The 13,778-nt window shown below is 71.2% G+C and carries 14 protein-coding genes and 1 pseudogene; 7 read left to right on the top strand and 8 right to left on the bottom strand.

The annotated features are described in order from the left end of the window. Positions 1-114: 114 nt before the first annotated feature. From AOK00_RS41390 to AOK00_RS13585, 3 genes and pseudogenes are all read left to right on the top strand, one after another. Positions 115-240 (top strand): annotated as a pseudogene (locus AOK00_RS41390) (LPXTG cell wall anchor domain-containing protein); the annotation flags it as partial. Positions 241-394: 154 nt separating this feature from the next. Beyond that, positions 395-871, top strand: coding sequence for a hypothetical protein (locus tag AOK00_RS13590; protein ID WP_254047356.1), 477 nt, complete (start codon positions 395-397; stop codon positions 869-871). Positions 872-1,219: 348 nt separating this feature from the next. After that, positions 1,220-1,495 (top strand): chaplin, encoded by a 276-nt coding sequence (locus AOK00_RS13585; RefSeq protein ID WP_030324043.1) that lies wholly within the window; start codon positions 1,220-1,222, stop codon positions 1,493-1,495. Positions 1,496-1,587: 92 nt separating this feature from the next. On the opposite strand, the gene AOK00_RS13580 is transcribed toward AOK00_RS13585, so the two are convergent. Next, positions 1,588-2,454 carry a tyrosinase family protein gene (locus AOK00_RS13580; RefSeq protein WP_055600562.1) on the bottom strand — a complete coding sequence of 289 codons (867 nt, stop codon included), beginning with the start codon at positions 2,452-2,454 and terminating at the stop codon, positions 1,588-1,590. Continuing rightward, a complete protein-coding gene (locus AOK00_RS13575) occupies positions 2,438-2,851 on the bottom strand; it encodes a tyrosinase family oxidase copper chaperone (RefSeq protein WP_055600561.1) in 414 nt (137 codons plus the stop codon). Before AOK00_RS13575 ends, AOK00_RS13580 begins: the two co-directional genes overlap by 17 nt. Before the next feature lie 85 nt (positions 2,852-2,936). On the opposite strand from AOK00_RS13575, the gene AOK00_RS13570 reads away from it, so the two are divergent. From AOK00_RS13570 to AOK00_RS13560, 3 genes are read left to right on the top strand one after another with little or no spacing between them, the layout of a single operon-like run. Next, positions 2,937-3,503 (top strand): DUF5949 family protein, encoded by a 567-nt coding sequence (locus AOK00_RS13570; RefSeq protein WP_367870035.1) that lies wholly within the window; start codon positions 2,937-2,939, stop codon positions 3,501-3,503. A gap of 19 nt (positions 3,504-3,522) precedes the next feature. Beyond that, on the top strand, positions 3,523-4,176 hold the full coding sequence (locus AOK00_RS13565; RefSeq protein ID WP_055600559.1) for a vitamin K epoxide reductase family protein: 654 nt from the start codon (positions 3,523-3,525) through the stop codon (positions 4,174-4,176). Between the two features lies 1 nt (position 4,177). Then, entirely contained in the window at positions 4,178-5,206 is a 1,029-nt protein-coding gene (locus tag AOK00_RS13560) for a glycoside hydrolase family 26 protein (RefSeq protein ID WP_055600558.1), read from the top strand. 64 nt (positions 5,207-5,270) lie between these two features. Here the strand turns inward: AOK00_RS13560 and trhA are convergent, their stop codons facing one another. After that, positions 5,271-5,972: a PAQR family membrane homeostasis protein TrhA gene (gene trhA / locus AOK00_RS13555; protein WP_107097378.1), complete on the bottom strand. Its 702-nt coding sequence runs from the start codon at positions 5,970-5,972 to the stop codon at positions 5,271-5,273. Between the two features lie 196 nt (positions 5,973-6,168). Here trhA and AOK00_RS13550 point away from each other — a divergent pair, with 196 nt between their 5' ends. After that, complete coding sequence (locus tag AOK00_RS13550) at positions 6,169-7,992, top strand: phosphoenolpyruvate carboxykinase (GTP) (RefSeq protein ID WP_055600556.1); 1,824 nt, start codon at positions 6,169-6,171, stop codon at positions 7,990-7,992. A 138-nt stretch (positions 7,993-8,130) separates the two neighbouring features. Here AOK00_RS13550 and AOK00_RS13545 read toward each other — a convergent pair whose 3' ends face one another. Genes AOK00_RS13545 through AOK00_RS13525 form a run of 5 tightly spaced genes read right to left on the bottom strand, consistent with a single transcriptional unit; the run spans position 8,131 to position 13,615 of the window. Next, positions 8,131-9,045 (bottom strand): poly-gamma-glutamate hydrolase family protein, encoded by a 915-nt coding sequence (locus AOK00_RS13545; RefSeq protein WP_055600555.1) that lies wholly within the window; start codon positions 9,043-9,045, stop codon positions 8,131-8,133. A gap of 17 nt (positions 9,046-9,062) precedes the next feature. Continuing rightward, positions 9,063-9,659 carry a hypothetical protein gene (locus AOK00_RS13540; protein WP_437441410.1) on the bottom strand — a complete coding sequence of 199 codons (597 nt, stop codon included), beginning with the start codon at positions 9,657-9,659 and terminating at the stop codon, positions 9,063-9,065. Continuing rightward, complete coding sequence (locus AOK00_RS13535; protein ID WP_055600553.1) at positions 9,652-11,274, bottom strand: substrate-binding and vWA domain-containing protein; 1,623 nt, start codon at positions 11,272-11,274, stop codon at positions 9,652-9,654. The genes AOK00_RS13540 and AOK00_RS13535 overlap by 8 nt, the downstream gene beginning before the upstream one ends. Continuing rightward, positions 11,271-12,488, bottom strand: coding sequence for a toxic anion resistance protein (locus tag AOK00_RS13530; RefSeq protein WP_055600552.1), 1,218 nt, complete (start codon positions 12,486-12,488; stop codon positions 11,271-11,273). Before AOK00_RS13530 ends, AOK00_RS13535 begins: the two co-directional genes overlap by 4 nt. Next, positions 12,485-13,615, bottom strand: coding sequence for a hypothetical protein (locus tag AOK00_RS13525; RefSeq protein WP_173861559.1), 1,131 nt, complete (start codon positions 13,613-13,615; stop codon positions 12,485-12,487). Before AOK00_RS13525 ends, AOK00_RS13530 begins: the two co-directional genes overlap by 4 nt. Positions 13,616-13,778: the final 163 nt, after the last annotated feature.

The raw sequence follows: 13,778 nt of genomic DNA, 5'->3' as shown, positions 1-13,778 counted from the left end.
AGATTTGTATAAGAGCCAGACCCGGGTGAGTGCGAGGAGCCCGCGCCGGGTGAGGAGCCGGAGCCCGGGTGCGAGGAGCCCACGACCCATCCGACGGGCACGCCTCCCACCTCCCCGCCCGAGCTTCCCGACACGGGCAGCGAGACCGCGCTCATGGGCGCGGCCGCGATCAGTGCCGCACTGATCGTCGGCGGCACCGTCGTGTACCTCCGCGGTGGCCGGATCGCCCGCCGCCACTGACGCCGTACGAACGGCCGAGCGTCAACCGAGGCCCTCACCCTCACCGGTGAGGGCCTCGCCCGTTGCTGCACATGGGGGAGTTCCGGCGACGTTCCCCCGAAGGTCTCGTTGTCAGAACATGACTCTGCGCTCTCACGCCGGCATGGGACTCCTCATGACCGCATTCGCGTCCGCCGCCCTGGCCGCCCCGGCCTCGGCCGTCGAGGCGCCGGTGATCGTCCCCCTCCAGGGGCTCGATCCGGTGCTCCCGATGGACGCCCCCACGGTGGCCACCGGCGTACCCGTCCCGATGCCCGGCGCACCCACCGGCTTCCAGAAGGGCATCGGCTCGCTGCCCGACGTCGCACTGCCCAGCGTGCCGCTCACCGGCACCCTCCCCGCGACGGTGGTGGACGCCCCGCTGCCCGAGGTCCTGAAGGACAGCGAGCCCGGCCGTGCGCTCTTCGCCACCCCGCACTCGGAGATGGCGGCGGCCACCCCGGGCGCCGTCGTCGGCAACCCGGTGGTCGCACCCGAGGGCAACGGTCTCGCGGGCCTTCCGGACCTCGCGACGCCCCGGGTCGGCCTGCTGCCCCCGATGGTGAGCGGTGCGCTGGACTCCCAGCTCGGTCTGGCGCCCGAGGCGCGCTGACGCGGCGAGCCCCGTCGAGATGCGGCGGGCAGCAGGCCGTTCCCCCGCGCCCGTACCTTTTCTCGTTCTTCTGTGCGATCGGCGGCCTGGCGGGTGAAGACACGATTCTTCCCCGCCACCGGAAGGGCTTTCGTTCGTTGCAAGAAGAGGCTTGTCGCATGGCCGCGGCCCGCGGACCGGGGCCGTCCCGCCGTATCCGGCGGCGGACGGTTTCCGGCCTGCGGGCCATTTTCTCGGTTTACTTCTTCCCTTTCGGCCCAACGGCCGTGACCCGGCCGGTGGTGCGACGTTGAACGGGAATGACGGCCGTGATTCCTGCGGTCGCTTTCCACGTCCAAGGAGTTCTTGATGTCTCGCATCGCGAAGGCTGCCGCTGTTCTCGCCGGCACGGGTGCCGTTGCCCTCAGCGGAGCCGGCCTGGCCGTCGCCGACTCGGGCGCCGAGGCCGTCGCCGCCCACTCGCCCGGTGTCGCCTCCGGCAACGTCGTCCAGGTCCCGGTCCACGTCCCGGTCAACCTCTGCGGCAACACCGTCAACGTCATCGGTCTGCTGAACCCGGCGTTCGGCAACACCTGCATCAACGCCGACGGCCACGACAACGGTGACGGCGGCTACGGCGGCTGATCCCCCGTAACGACCGTGTCCCCCCGATCCGGCAAGGGTCGGGGGGACACGTGTGTGCGGGGTACGGGCGCCCTTGGCGGCCCCCGGGCCCCTCAGGCGTACCGGTAGATCCGGCTGTGGTCCAACATCGACGTCGGTGTCACACCCCAGGGCGCCATCGGCTCGTGCCGGGCGACGACCTTGCGGTACTGCGCGTCCCCGAGCGGCGGCGGCTCCGCGGGGAGGTAGGCGGCCCCCGGGTTGCGCTGCTGCCAGCGCGACCAGACCAGGTCGACGAACGAGTGGTGCAGCCAGAACACCGGGTCGTTCACGGAACCGCCGCCGAGCATCAGACCGCCGACCCAGCGGTGCACCCGGTTGTGGATGCGGAACCGTTCGTTGCCCCGCCCCGGCGCCCAGCCCTCCAGGCGGTTGCGGAAGCCGGAGGCGCTCGTCGAGTTCCAGGGCGTCACGTCGTACACCCGCTCCCGCATCACCTCGTCGAGCTGGGCCTGCGTCGGCAGCGTGACCGGGTCGCGGGGGCGGCCGAAGTCCCTGGTCAGGAAGCGTTCCTCGGTCATCGACTGGGTGATCGTCCAGCGTCCGGCGGAGTGCGCGAAGGGGCCGGTCATCACCTGGAGGTCGGCCCGGCGCCCGTTGCCGCCCAGGAAGTCCTCGCCCCAGAGCGAGGACGCCGGACTGTTGTCGCGGGTCCAGTCCCAGTACGGGACGGAGACCGTCGGGTCGATCCGGCGCAGGGCCGTCTCGAACTCCAGCAGGAACTTGCGGTGCCAGGGCAGGAAGCTCGGCGTCATGTGGGCGACGCGGAGCCGGCCCTCCCCGTCGGCCGTGTAGTGGTCGATGTGGGTGCGGACGAAGCGGTCGTACGCCCCCGTGCGCTTGAGCTCCAGGACCGCGGCGACGAACTTCCGGCGCTCGGCGCCGGTCAGATCGCGCTGGTTCTTACGCGTGTACACCACGCGGGCTCCCTCCCGTCGGGTCGGTGTGGACGCCATGGGCGGCGGCGAGCGGGGAGAGCCGGGCGGTGCCCAGCTCGTCCACGGCCGCGCGGACGGCCGCCAGCGGCGTCGGGCAGGACTCGTAGTGGTCGATCGGGGTGACGTAACCGCCGTCCGCGCAGCGCATCAGATGCAGTGGCCGGCCGTCGACGAGGGCCACCGGCTCGCCCTCGGGGCCGGAGAAGCCCAGGATGCGCCGGCCCCCGTACATCTCGTCGAAGGCGTGCGGGTCGCGCGCGTTCTCCACGGGTGCCCCGGAGGGTGGGCGGGTCGTGATGCGGCCGAGGGCGCTCCCCGTGAAAGCGGTGACGGCCAGGGCGAAGAGGGACCGCAGTGCGACGCGGCGCGGGACGATCATGAGTGATCTCCTCGGGGTCGGGGGAGCCCTCAGGGCACAACGATGAAAACCCGGGTTCGTTGCGCCGGAAATGCCAGCGGCGTGAATGTCGGCCGTTCGAGTGAAAACGGCGCGGGGAAAGGGTGGTTGGAGCACTAGCATCCGATTCATGACCACTTCCAACGTCGTTTCCTCGGCTCGCAGCGCCTCTCCGCTGGGAACTCTCACGGTGATTCCGTGGTCCAGCGAGCCCTCCGCCGATTCGGCCGGTACGCCGTTTCTCATGGCGTATTCGCTCGGCGACGGCCGGGACGGGCCGGAGGCGGGTCAGCAGGCCATGCGGACCGCCCTGGAGAGCATGGGCCTCTCCGTCGGCGACCGGCTCTTCGATCTGGACAAGGACGCCGGGATCACCGCCTCGCTGCTCGTCGAGGGCGGCTCCGCCGTCCTCAACCTGCCGTTCCTGAAGGTGCAGTGCCCGGTGCCCGACGAGTGGCAGGAGGCGGCCCGTGAGCGCGGCCAGGTCTACCTGATCTGCTCCGTGCGGCCCTGGCCCGAGGCGGTCCCCGGGCAGCCGGTCGACGAGGCGCGGCTGCGGGCGTTCGTCTCCGACGAGGAGATGCTCAAGGACAGCGCCCACGTCCTGATGCCCGTCCGGCGTTTGCAGGGCTGAGCGGGAAGGGGGTCGCGTCATGGCGACGGTGAACGTACGGGGCGGGGTGCCGGAGCAGCGGCAGGAGCGCGAGGAGTCCGCGTGGGAGACCGCGGGGACGATCGGCGGGAGCCGGGCCCTCGCCTGGATGCTGATGATCACCGGGGCGGCGGGAGTGCTGTCCGGCTGGGTGATCACGATCGACAAGTTCAAGCTGCTGGAGGACCCGGGCTTCCAGCCCGGGTGCAGCCTCAACCCGGTCGTGTCCTGCGGCAACATCATGAAGAGCGAGCAGGCGGGGGTCTTCGGCTTCCCCAACCCGATGCTCGGGCTCGTCACGTACGCCGTCGTCGTCGCCCTCGGAGCCGGGCTCCTCGCCGGGGCCCGCTACCGGGGCTGGCTCTGGCTCGGCCTCAACGCCGGCATGCTCTTCGGCGTCGGATTCTGCACCTGGCTGATGTACCAGTCGCTGTACGAGATCAACGCGCTCTGCCTGTGGTGCTGCCTGGCCTGGGTCGCCACCATCGTCATGTTCTGGTACGTCACCGCGCACAACGTCCGGCACGGGGTGATCCCCGCTCCGGCGGGTGTGCGGACCTTCCTCGGCGAGTTCGCCTTCGCCCTGCCCGTCCTGCACATCGGGATCATCGGGATGCTGATCCTGACCCGATGGTGGGAATTCTGGACGAGCTGACGTGAGACGTCTCCCTCCCCGGCCGCGGGCCGCACTCGTCGTGCTGCTCGCGGCCGTTCTCGTGCTCCTGCTGCCGTACGGCGACCGGATCGCGCCCGGTGACCGGCACGCCGGTTCCGGGGCGGTGCCCGAGCCGGATCCTGCGCCGCTGCCCGGGGTGCCGTCCGGGTTCTTCACCGGCTCCGACGAGGCCGGGGTGCGCAGGATCGCCCAGGCGCAGGCCTGGCTCGGCGGCGGGGCGCTGACCGTCGGGCACACCTATCTGCCGGGCGACCGCTGGTCCAACATCGAGGGCCATCCGGCGCTCTTCGAGCCCTGGGCGCGCTGGAAGGAGGCGCGGCCGGGGCGTCTCTTCGTGCTGAACGTGCCGATGATGGACCGCAGCGAGGCGGGGCTGCCGGACGCCGAGGTGCGGGCGGGGCTGCGGAGCGGCGCGGCCGGCGCCTTCGACGGGCACTTCCGGACGCTGGGGGAGCGGCTGGTGGAGCACGGCCTCGGGGACGCGGTCCTGGTGCTCGGCTGGGAGATGAACGGCACCACGTACAGCCATCGCTGCGGGCCGGACCCGGAGGCCTGGAAGGCGTACTGGCGCCGGGTGGTCGCGGTGCTGCGGGGGATGGCGGGGCAGCGGTTCCGCTTCGACTTCACCCCGAGCCGGGGACGGGACGCCGTGGAGTGGCCGCGCTGCTACCCGGGGGACGACGTCGTCGACATCATCGGGATGGACGCGTACGACCAGCCCGAGGGGCTCTCCTTCGAGGACCAGGTGGCCGAGGAGTACGGGCTCGAACATCATGTGCGGTTCGCGGCGGCGCACGGCAAGCCGGTCTCGTACCCGGAGTGGGGGCTCTTCCGTAACGGCGACAACCCGGCGTACGTGCGGGGGATGCTGGACTGGTTCGCGGCCCACCGGCCCGTCTACCAGACGGTCACCGACTACTGCCCGCACGGAGTGTGGGGGTGCGCCGACAATCCCGAGTCGGCGCGGGTGGTCAGGAGGGCGCTGGGAGGGCCGCCGGCCGGCCCGTGAGGGAGCGGCCCGCCCCGGTGGGGGGAGTGGCCGGCCGGTCCCGCGGCCCGTCCCGGCCGTCCGGTCAGGAGTGCTGGTAGGCCACCAGGGAGATGCCGACGTAGTGGACGATGAAGGCGGCCAGGGTCAGTGAGTGGAAGACCTCGTGGAAGCCGAACCAGCGCGGTGAGGGGTTCGGGCGCTTCATGCCGTAGATGACGCCGCCCGCGCTGTAGAGCAGTCCGCCGACGATGACGAGGACGAGGACGGCGATGCCGCCCGCGCGCATGAAGTCGGGCAGGAAGAAGACGGCGGCCCAGCCCATCGCGATGTAGCAGGGCGTGTACAGCCAGCGCGGGGCGCCGACCCAGAAGACCCGGAAGGCGATGCCGGCGAGTGCCGCCGCCCAGACCGCCCACATGAGCGGGCGGCCGGTCGAGTCGGGGAGCAGCAGCAGGGTGAGCGGGGTGTAGGTGCCCGCGATGATCAGGAAGATGTTGGCGTGGTCGAGGCGCCGGAGGACGGCCTCGCCGCGCGGGCCCCAGTTGCCGCGGTGGTACAGCGCGCTGATGCCGAAGAGCAGGCAGGCGGTGAGGACGTAGATCCCGCAGGCGATGCGGGCGCGGGGCGAGTCGGAGAGGGCGACCAGGACCAGGCCGGCGACGATCACGGCGGGGAACATGCCCGCGTGCAGCCAGCCTCTGAGCAGGGGCTTCAGCGGGAGCGACGGGGGCTGCCCGATCGGATCCGGTTCGATCGGGGTCACTTCCGGTGTGGCTGCAGTCATGGAACGGAATCGTACCTACGGCCCCGTAGGTCCCGTATATGAGTGGCGATGCTCACGTGTGCGTGCCCCTGGACATATGGGCGGATCCGTCGGATGATCAAATGAGTGCGGTCGGCACCGGATGAGCAGCTACGAAGCATCCGGGTCGCGGCCCCCACGGGGCACACACCAAAAAATCCCTCTACAAGGAGCAATCGTGGCGCGCGACAACGCGGCTCCCCAGACCCTTCCGACCCAGCACCAGGAGCTCGTCTCCTGGGTGAACGAGATCGCGGAGATCACCCAGCCGGACGAGATCGTCTGGTGCGACGGTTCCGAGTCCGAGTACGAGCGCCTGTGCGAGGAGCTCGTCGCCAAGGGAACCTTCACGAAGCTCGACCCGGTGAAGCGCCCGAACTCGTACTACGCCGCCTCCGACCCGACCGACGTCGCGCGCGTCGAGGACCGGACCTTCATCTGCTCCGAGAAGGAGGAGGACGCGGGCCCGACCAACCACTGGAAGGCCCCCGCGGAGATGAAGGAGATCTTCGCCGGCGAGAAGGGCATCTTCCGCGGCTCGATGCGTGGCCGCACCATGTACGTCGTGCCCTTCTGCATGGGCCCGGTCGGCTCCCCGCTCTCCGCCATCGGCGTCGAGATCACCGACTCCGCGTACGTCGCCGTCTCCATGCGCACCATGACCCGCATGGGGCAGGCCGTCCTCGACGAGCTCGGCACCGACGGCTTCTTCGTCAAGGCCGTCCACACCCTCGGCGCCCCCCTGGAGGAGGGCCAGGAGGACGTGCCGTGGCCCTGCAACTCCACCAAGTACATCTCGCACTTCCCCGAGAGCCGCGAGATCTGGTCGTACGGCTCCGGCTACGGCGGCAACGCCCTGCTCGGCAAGAAGTGCTACGCGCTCCGCATCGCCTCCGTCATGGCCCGGGACGAGGGCTGGCTCGCCGAGCACATGCTGATCCTCAAGCTCACCCCGCCGCAGGGCGAGGCGAAGTACGTCGCCGCGGCCTTCCCGTCCGCCTGCGGCAAGACCAACCTGGCCATGCTGGAGCCCACGATCTCCGGCTGGACCGTCGAGACCATCGGCGACGACATCGCCTGGATGCGCTTCGGCGAGGACGGTCGCCTCTACGCGATCAACCCCGAGGCCGGCTTCTTCGGCGTCGCGCCCGGCACCGGCGAGCACACCAACGCCAACGCCATGAAGACCCTCTGGGGCAACTCCGTCTTCACCAACGTCGCCCTCACCGACGACAACGACGTGTGGTGGGAGGGGATGACCGAGACGGCCCCCGCGCACCTCACGGACTGGAAGGGCAACGACTGGACGCCGGAGTCCGAGACTCCGGCCGCCCACCCGAACGCCCGCTTCACCGTCCCGGCCGGGCAGTGCCCGACGATCGCCCCCGAGTGGGAGGACACCAAGGGCGTCCCGATCTCGGCGATCCTCTTCGGTGGCCGCCGCGCCTCCGCCGTTCCGCTGGTGACCGAGTCCTTCGACTGGAACCACGGTGTCTTCCTCGGCGCGAACGTCGCCTCCGAGAAGACCGCCGCCGCCGAGGGCAAGGTCGGCGAGCTGCGCCGCGACCCGTTCGCCATGCTGCCGTTCTGCGGCTACAACATGGGCGACTACATGGCCCACTGGGTCAAGGTCGGTGCCACCGCCGACGCGGCGAAGCTGCCGAAGATCTACTACGTGAACTGGTTCCGCAAGAACGACGCCGGCAAGTTCGTCTGGCCCGGCTTCGGCGAGAACAGCCGCGTGCTCAAGTGGATCGTCGAGCGCCTGGAGGGCAAGGCCGAGGGCGTCGAGACCCCGATCGGCATCCTGCCGACGCCGGAGTCCCTCGACACCGAGGGCCTCGACCTGCCGGCCGAGGACCTGGAGTTCCTCCTCAAGGTCGACCGTGACGTGTGGCGCGAGGAGGCCGCCCTCGTCCCCGACCACCTCAACACCTTCGGCGACCACACGCCGAAGGAGCTGTGGGACCAGTACCGCGCGCTCGTCGAGCGCCTGGGCTGATCCCGCACCGCACACTCGTGGTGGGTTGCCCCGAGATACCGCCCTGACCAGTGGGGTCACGACGGCCCACCACGACGCAACCGGCCCCCGGAGCCCCCTCAGGCCCCGGGGGCCGGCGCATGTCCGCCGGCGTTCGGCTCAGAGGATCGGCTGCCCGGCCTCGACCGTCGCGATCGCCTTGCGGCAGGCGTCGCGGAAGCTCTCGAAACGTCCGTCCGACTGGTTCCAGGTGGCCGCGCGGGCCGAACGGGAGGACGAGTCGCCGAAGAGGCTCTCGCGCAGCTCCGTGGTCAGCTCCAGCTGGGCACCCCTGGCGAGCATCGTGCGGTTGCACGGGTTGGTCACGTGGCTGCCGTTGAAGTCGCCGAGCGTGGCGGAGTACCGGGAGTCATAGGCGTCGACCGCCTGGAAGCCCGCGTTCCTGATCTCCGTCACCAGGGCCGTGCGGAACTCGGCGTTGAGACCGCCGACGACGGCGACACCGCGGTTTCCGGTCGCCGGGAAGGTGGACGTGGGCAGCTTCAGCTGGTCGAACTGGCAGCCGTGCAGGGACAGCACGTTGAGGTGGCTCGCCGCGGTCGACAGGGCGACGTGGTCGTCGCAGTTCTTCGAGGTGACGTGCAGGGCGCGGTTCCCGGAGGAGAGCAGGCCCTCGAACATGAAGTAGTCGTGCACGGTCGGCAGGATCGCGGCGCCCGCGGAGTCGCTCGGGCTGTAACCGGCGATGCCCAGACACAGCTCGCTCGTGCCGATCTCGATGCCACCGCCGTGCAGCGCGAGGATCGCGGTGCGCGGGAAGTCGTACTTCTCGTTCATCTTGAGGTCGAACTGCTGATGGCGGCGGTATCGACGGCTGTACGAGGTGCCCTCGACCAGGTTCGTGTCCTTGTAGAGGGCGGTGTTCGAGGGGTATTCGATCGGGTCCTCGGCCGTGGCGGCGACGGCCGGGGCCGCGGCGGCGAGCTGGGACAGGACCGGGCCTCCCACCGTGGCCGCGGCGGCCAGGGCGGTCAGTACGGTACGGCGGGACGCGGTGCGTTCGGGACTAGTCATGCGCGGAACTTAACCGATCATCCGTCGCGCCCCTCCACGTACCTGGTGTGGATCTCCTGCCGGACGGCCTCCGCCTCCCGGAGGGCGGTGGCGATCGCCGTCGCCTCCTCGTACAGCGCGGCCAGCTGGCGTTCGAGGTGGTGCTCCGGCTGCTCCGTGCCGGGGGTGAACCGGGACCACCACCGGGTCCGTACGAAGGTGTCGACGGCCTCCGGGATGTCCTGGCGGACCGCGCGGGCCAGCACGTGCAGGTGCTCCGGGTCGGTCACCCAGCCCGGTGCGAGCAGGGCCTCGACGAGGGTGTCGAGCGCCGTGAGCCGCTCGCGCGCGGCGGGCGGCAGCTCCGCCTCCGTCAGGTACGCGCGCAGCCTCGCGAAGTCGGCCCGCAGCCCTTCGAGCCGGTCCCCCTCCTCGGCGAACTCCGGGGTCGCCGGCCGGTCGGGCGGGGCGATCAGCGCCCCCGCCGCGTACAGACCGCCGACCACCAGGGGCCAGAGGGCGCCCGCGGTCCCGGTGAGGGCGATGCCGACCCCGGCCAGGCCGCAGAGGGAGCCGAGGAGGTTCTTGCGGGACTCGGCGTACCGGAGTACGGCGTTCCCGGGTCTCTCACTGATAGCCACGGATCTCCTCGAAGGCGGCGTCCAGCGAACCCTGGTTGGCGTCGAAGAGCTTGCCGCCGGTCAGGCTCGCGATGTGGTCGAGCTCGCCGCGGTCGGAGTCCCCGAAGAGGATCGGGAAGACCGGCGTGCGCTTCTGCTCGGCGGACAGGGACCCGTAGAAGCTGTCGAACGCGGTGGCCGGGTCGCCGTCGGTGTTCTCCCCGTCCGTCATGAGGACGATCGAGGTGAACGTGTCACCGCGGGACTTCCCGAGGAAGCGGTACGCCTCCTGGACGCTTGAGTAGATCGCGGTGCCCCCGGAGGCCGAGAGCCTCCGCGCGTCCCCCTTGATCGCGTCGAGTGCCGCCTGCGGCGAGGCCGGGTCGACCGTGTGCGTACGGACCTCGTCCCGCTTCACGACGGAACCGAAGGGCATCAGGGTGACCTCCTCCCGGTCCCGGAAGTCACCGGTCAGCTCGACCAGGGCCTTCTTGAGGCGTTCGAGCCGCTCGCCGCTCATCGAACCCGAGGTGTCGAGCACGTACACCGTGCGGGACGGCCTGCGCAGGGTGTTGTCGTAGGCGTCGAGCAGCTCGTCCGCCACCTTCCGGCTGCCGGGGAACGGCAGCTCGCGCCGCTGGTCCCGGGCGAGCGCCGGGGCCGGGTCGACCCCGGGGACGACGGGACGGCGCAGGGTCGCCTCCGTGATGCGCCCCTGGACGTCCGGGGTGCGCAGGTACGCGGTCAGCCGGCCGGCCGCCTCCTTCGCCTCCGGGCGGGCGGAGGTGAGCAGGGTCAGCGGGTAGTCGGCGGTGACGACACCGTCGGTCGGCCGGATCACCGTCAGCTCACCGGACGGGAACGAGGACAGCAGCACCGACTCGTAGTTGACGAGCGCGTCGACGTCGGTGCGGCGGGCGTACGCGGTGGCCAGCCAGCCGGAGGAGCCCGAGGTCAGCTTCTGACCGGTGAAGAACTCCTTGAGCCGCGGGGTGGCCTTGACGACGTCCCGCCTGGTGAGCGCGGACTGGGCGTCGGAGAGGCCGGAGGCGACCGAGACCAGCGCGGCGAAGCCCGAGTTGGAGCGCATCGGGTCGGTCATGCCGTACGTCAGCTTCCCGTCGGCGACCGCCCGGTGCAGCTGCGACCAGGTGACCTTCGCCGGGTCCCAGCCGAGCCGGGCGACGGCCGCCGGACGGACGCCGAGGGCGACGGGCGAGGCCATGACCGGCGTCTCGCCGGTGATCTTCTTCGCGGTGTCGGGCCGAAGCCGCAGGTAGTCGTTGGAGGAGAGCCAGACGGCGTCGTAGGCCTTCTCCGCCCGGCCGGAGGCGATCTGCTCGACGGCGTCCAGGGTGCCGGTGTAGGTGAGGCGGACGTCGACGCCGGTCGACGTCCGGGCCGACCGCAGGACGGGCTCCATGTCGGAGAGTTCGGAGGAGGCGAGGACGCGGAGGGTGCCGGGCAGGATCTTCAGGCCGTTCCCGTCGTCCGGTCCGGTCCGGTCACCGAACTCGCAGGAGCTGCCGGTGGCGGTGACGAGCAGGGCGAGGGCGAGCCCGGCGACGGTGCGGGCGAGGGAACGGGTCCGATGGGTACGGGTGCGCCGCGTGCGGGTGCGGGTCGTCATGCGAGGTCGCCACCCTCCAGCGCGCCGGTGCGGCGGCTGCGCGCCAGATGGGCACTGGCCTCCTGGAGTTCGGCGGTCAGCGACTCGACCGTCGCCGCCATCGACTCCGTCGCCTGCACCTTGTACGTGTCGATGGCGTCGAGCGTCCGGTAGATCTGCTGGAACGCCGTGCGGAGCGTCTCCGCGCCCACCGCGGGGTCCGCCGCGATCCGCTGGATCTCGCCCGCCTGGGTGGCCAGCATCTCGGCGTTGCCGCGGATCAGGTCCTCGGTCGTCGAGCGCAGCACGTTCACCTGCTCGGTGACCTTCCGCTGGTTCTCGAGCGCCGACGCCAGCATCACCGCGGTCCGCAGCGCCGACACGGTCGTCGTCGCCGCCCGGTCCACGCCCTTGATCAGTTCGTCGTTGTTCCGGCGGACCACGTCCATCGCCAGGTACCCCTGGGCGCAGACGGCGAGCTGGGTCAGCAGGTCCTGGTGCTTCTGGCGGACCGGGAAGAGGACGTCCGCGCGCAGCGCGTCCGCCTGGGCCGGGTCGGCCGTGGTGGCGATGCGCTGCTCCACGGCCGCGTCGAGCGCGTCGGTGAGCACCGCGTACTCCTGGAGCTTGCCCATGGTCTCCCAGAGCCGGGCCCGCTCCGTCTGCAACGCGGCGTTGTCGCGGCGCAGTTCGTCCTGTCCGCCGCGCAGGGAACCGACGATCCGGTTCAGCGTGGCCTGAGAGGAGGCGTACGTGGCGACGTGGTCGCGGAGCCTGTTGCCGCCGGGGAGCTTCGAGAGCAGCCCCTTGATGCCCTTGCCGGGGGTGTCGCGGGGGTCCAGGTCCGTGATCGTGCGACGGAGTTCGACGAGGGAAGAGCCGACCCGGGACTGGGCGTCACCGCCGGCTCCGGAGTCGAGCGAACGGATCGTACGGTCGAGCATCCGGTTCGACTGCTGGGCGGCGGAGCGCATCTCGCCCGCACCGAGGCCCGCGATCTCGCCGATGCGGCCGGCGAACTCGGGGGAGCGCGGGTCGAGTCCCTCGATCGAGCCGACGTACTCGGCGGCCCGCCGGGACAGCTCCGTACGGGTGGCCTCGTCGATCGGCACCAGGCCGGAGGCCTGCTCGGCGCGGACCGGCGGCACGGGCTCGGGCGGGGTGAGGACCAGCGGGGTGTCGTGCTCGGGAGGTGTCAGGGCCATCGTCCTTCTCGGATCTGCGGGCGTGCTCATGCGGTGTCCCCCTGGTCGCGGGCCCGCAGGGCCATCTCGTGCAGCACCTTGCCGGTGGGCACGGGCGCCTGGCGGACACCGGTCAGCGTCTGGTTGAGGTAGGCGGTGTGGCTCTGGGTCGCGGTGGTGAACTCGCTTGCCGCGCCCTGCGGCCGGAAGCCGTGGCGGACCACGAGCTTGCGCAACTCGGGGTCGGTGGAGAGGAGTTCGCCAAGTGCCCGGCCGTTCTCGGTGAGTGGTACGAGGGTGTGGTCGCTGCTGACGGTGGTGTCCGGGTAGAGGACGACGAGGTCGCCCATCGGCCGGCCTGCCAGGAGCTGGGCGGCGACCTGGGACTCGTACACGAGGACGAGCGGGTTGCCGACACCGCTGATGAAGTCCCGGAAGGGGGCGTCCGAACCGGACTGCTGGGCGCCCTGCACCTGCACGAGCTTGCGCAGCAGCGGGGCGGTGCGGGTGACGGCCGCCTCGTCGCCCGCGACCCGGCCGCCGTCGGCGACGTAGCTCGCGGCGGCGAGGTAGAGGGCGCCCGAGTTGGAGGCGACCGGATCGGTGGAGGTGATGAAGAGGGTGCCGCTCAGCTCGGCGTGGCCGGCGGAGCCCTTGAGCTGCTGCCAGGTCCGGTCGGCGCGGGCCGCCGCGAGATAGGCGTCCATCTTCAGGGTGCCGCTGGTGCCGCGTGGCCCGAGGGTCGCCAGGCCGTTCCCGGCGAGGACCCGGGCGGCGGCGCTGTGCGCGACGACGACGAGCGGCGAGTAGAAGGGCCGCAGCGGTGCCGTCGTCGCCTTCGTCTTCCCCGCGGCCTTCGCGCGCAGCCCGTCGGCCGGGGCCTTGGAGGACGGGAAGGCGAAGTCGTAACCGTCGAGGGGCAGTTCCTCCATGTCCCAGGACCCGGAGGTCTCGGTGCCCACGGTGAAGCCCTTCGCGGCGAGGGCCTTCACCACCTGGGGGTCGGTGAAGAACTCCGCCTTCTCCGACCCGATGACTCCTCGCACGGTCTTCGTTGCCGTGCCCGTGTCCTTGTCGCCGCCCGTCACGAGGACGGCGGCCACGCCGCCGAGGAGAAGGACGGCCAGGATGATTCCCAGGATGCGTCTCACGTGGGCAGCGTGCTCACGGAAACCCACATTCCAGGGGGAGTTGGGTGTACGAGCGGTGAAGGAGCGATCCCGGTACCGAACCGGAGCGTGGACTGCCGTATCTCGCGGTCCCATGGTGTGGACTGCCGTATCTCCGCGGTCCCGGAGCGTGGACTGCGTATCTCTGCGGTCCGGGACCGCGGAGATACGG

The organism is Streptomyces aureus, from assembly GCF_001418135.1.
In the GTDB taxonomy this organism is placed as follows: domain Bacteria; phylum Actinomycetota; class Actinomycetes; order Streptomycetales; family Streptomycetaceae; genus Streptomyces; species Streptomyces aureus_A.
Note: the sequence above shows the minus strand (reverse complement) of the source record. Positions and strands in the feature narration are given on the sequence as shown.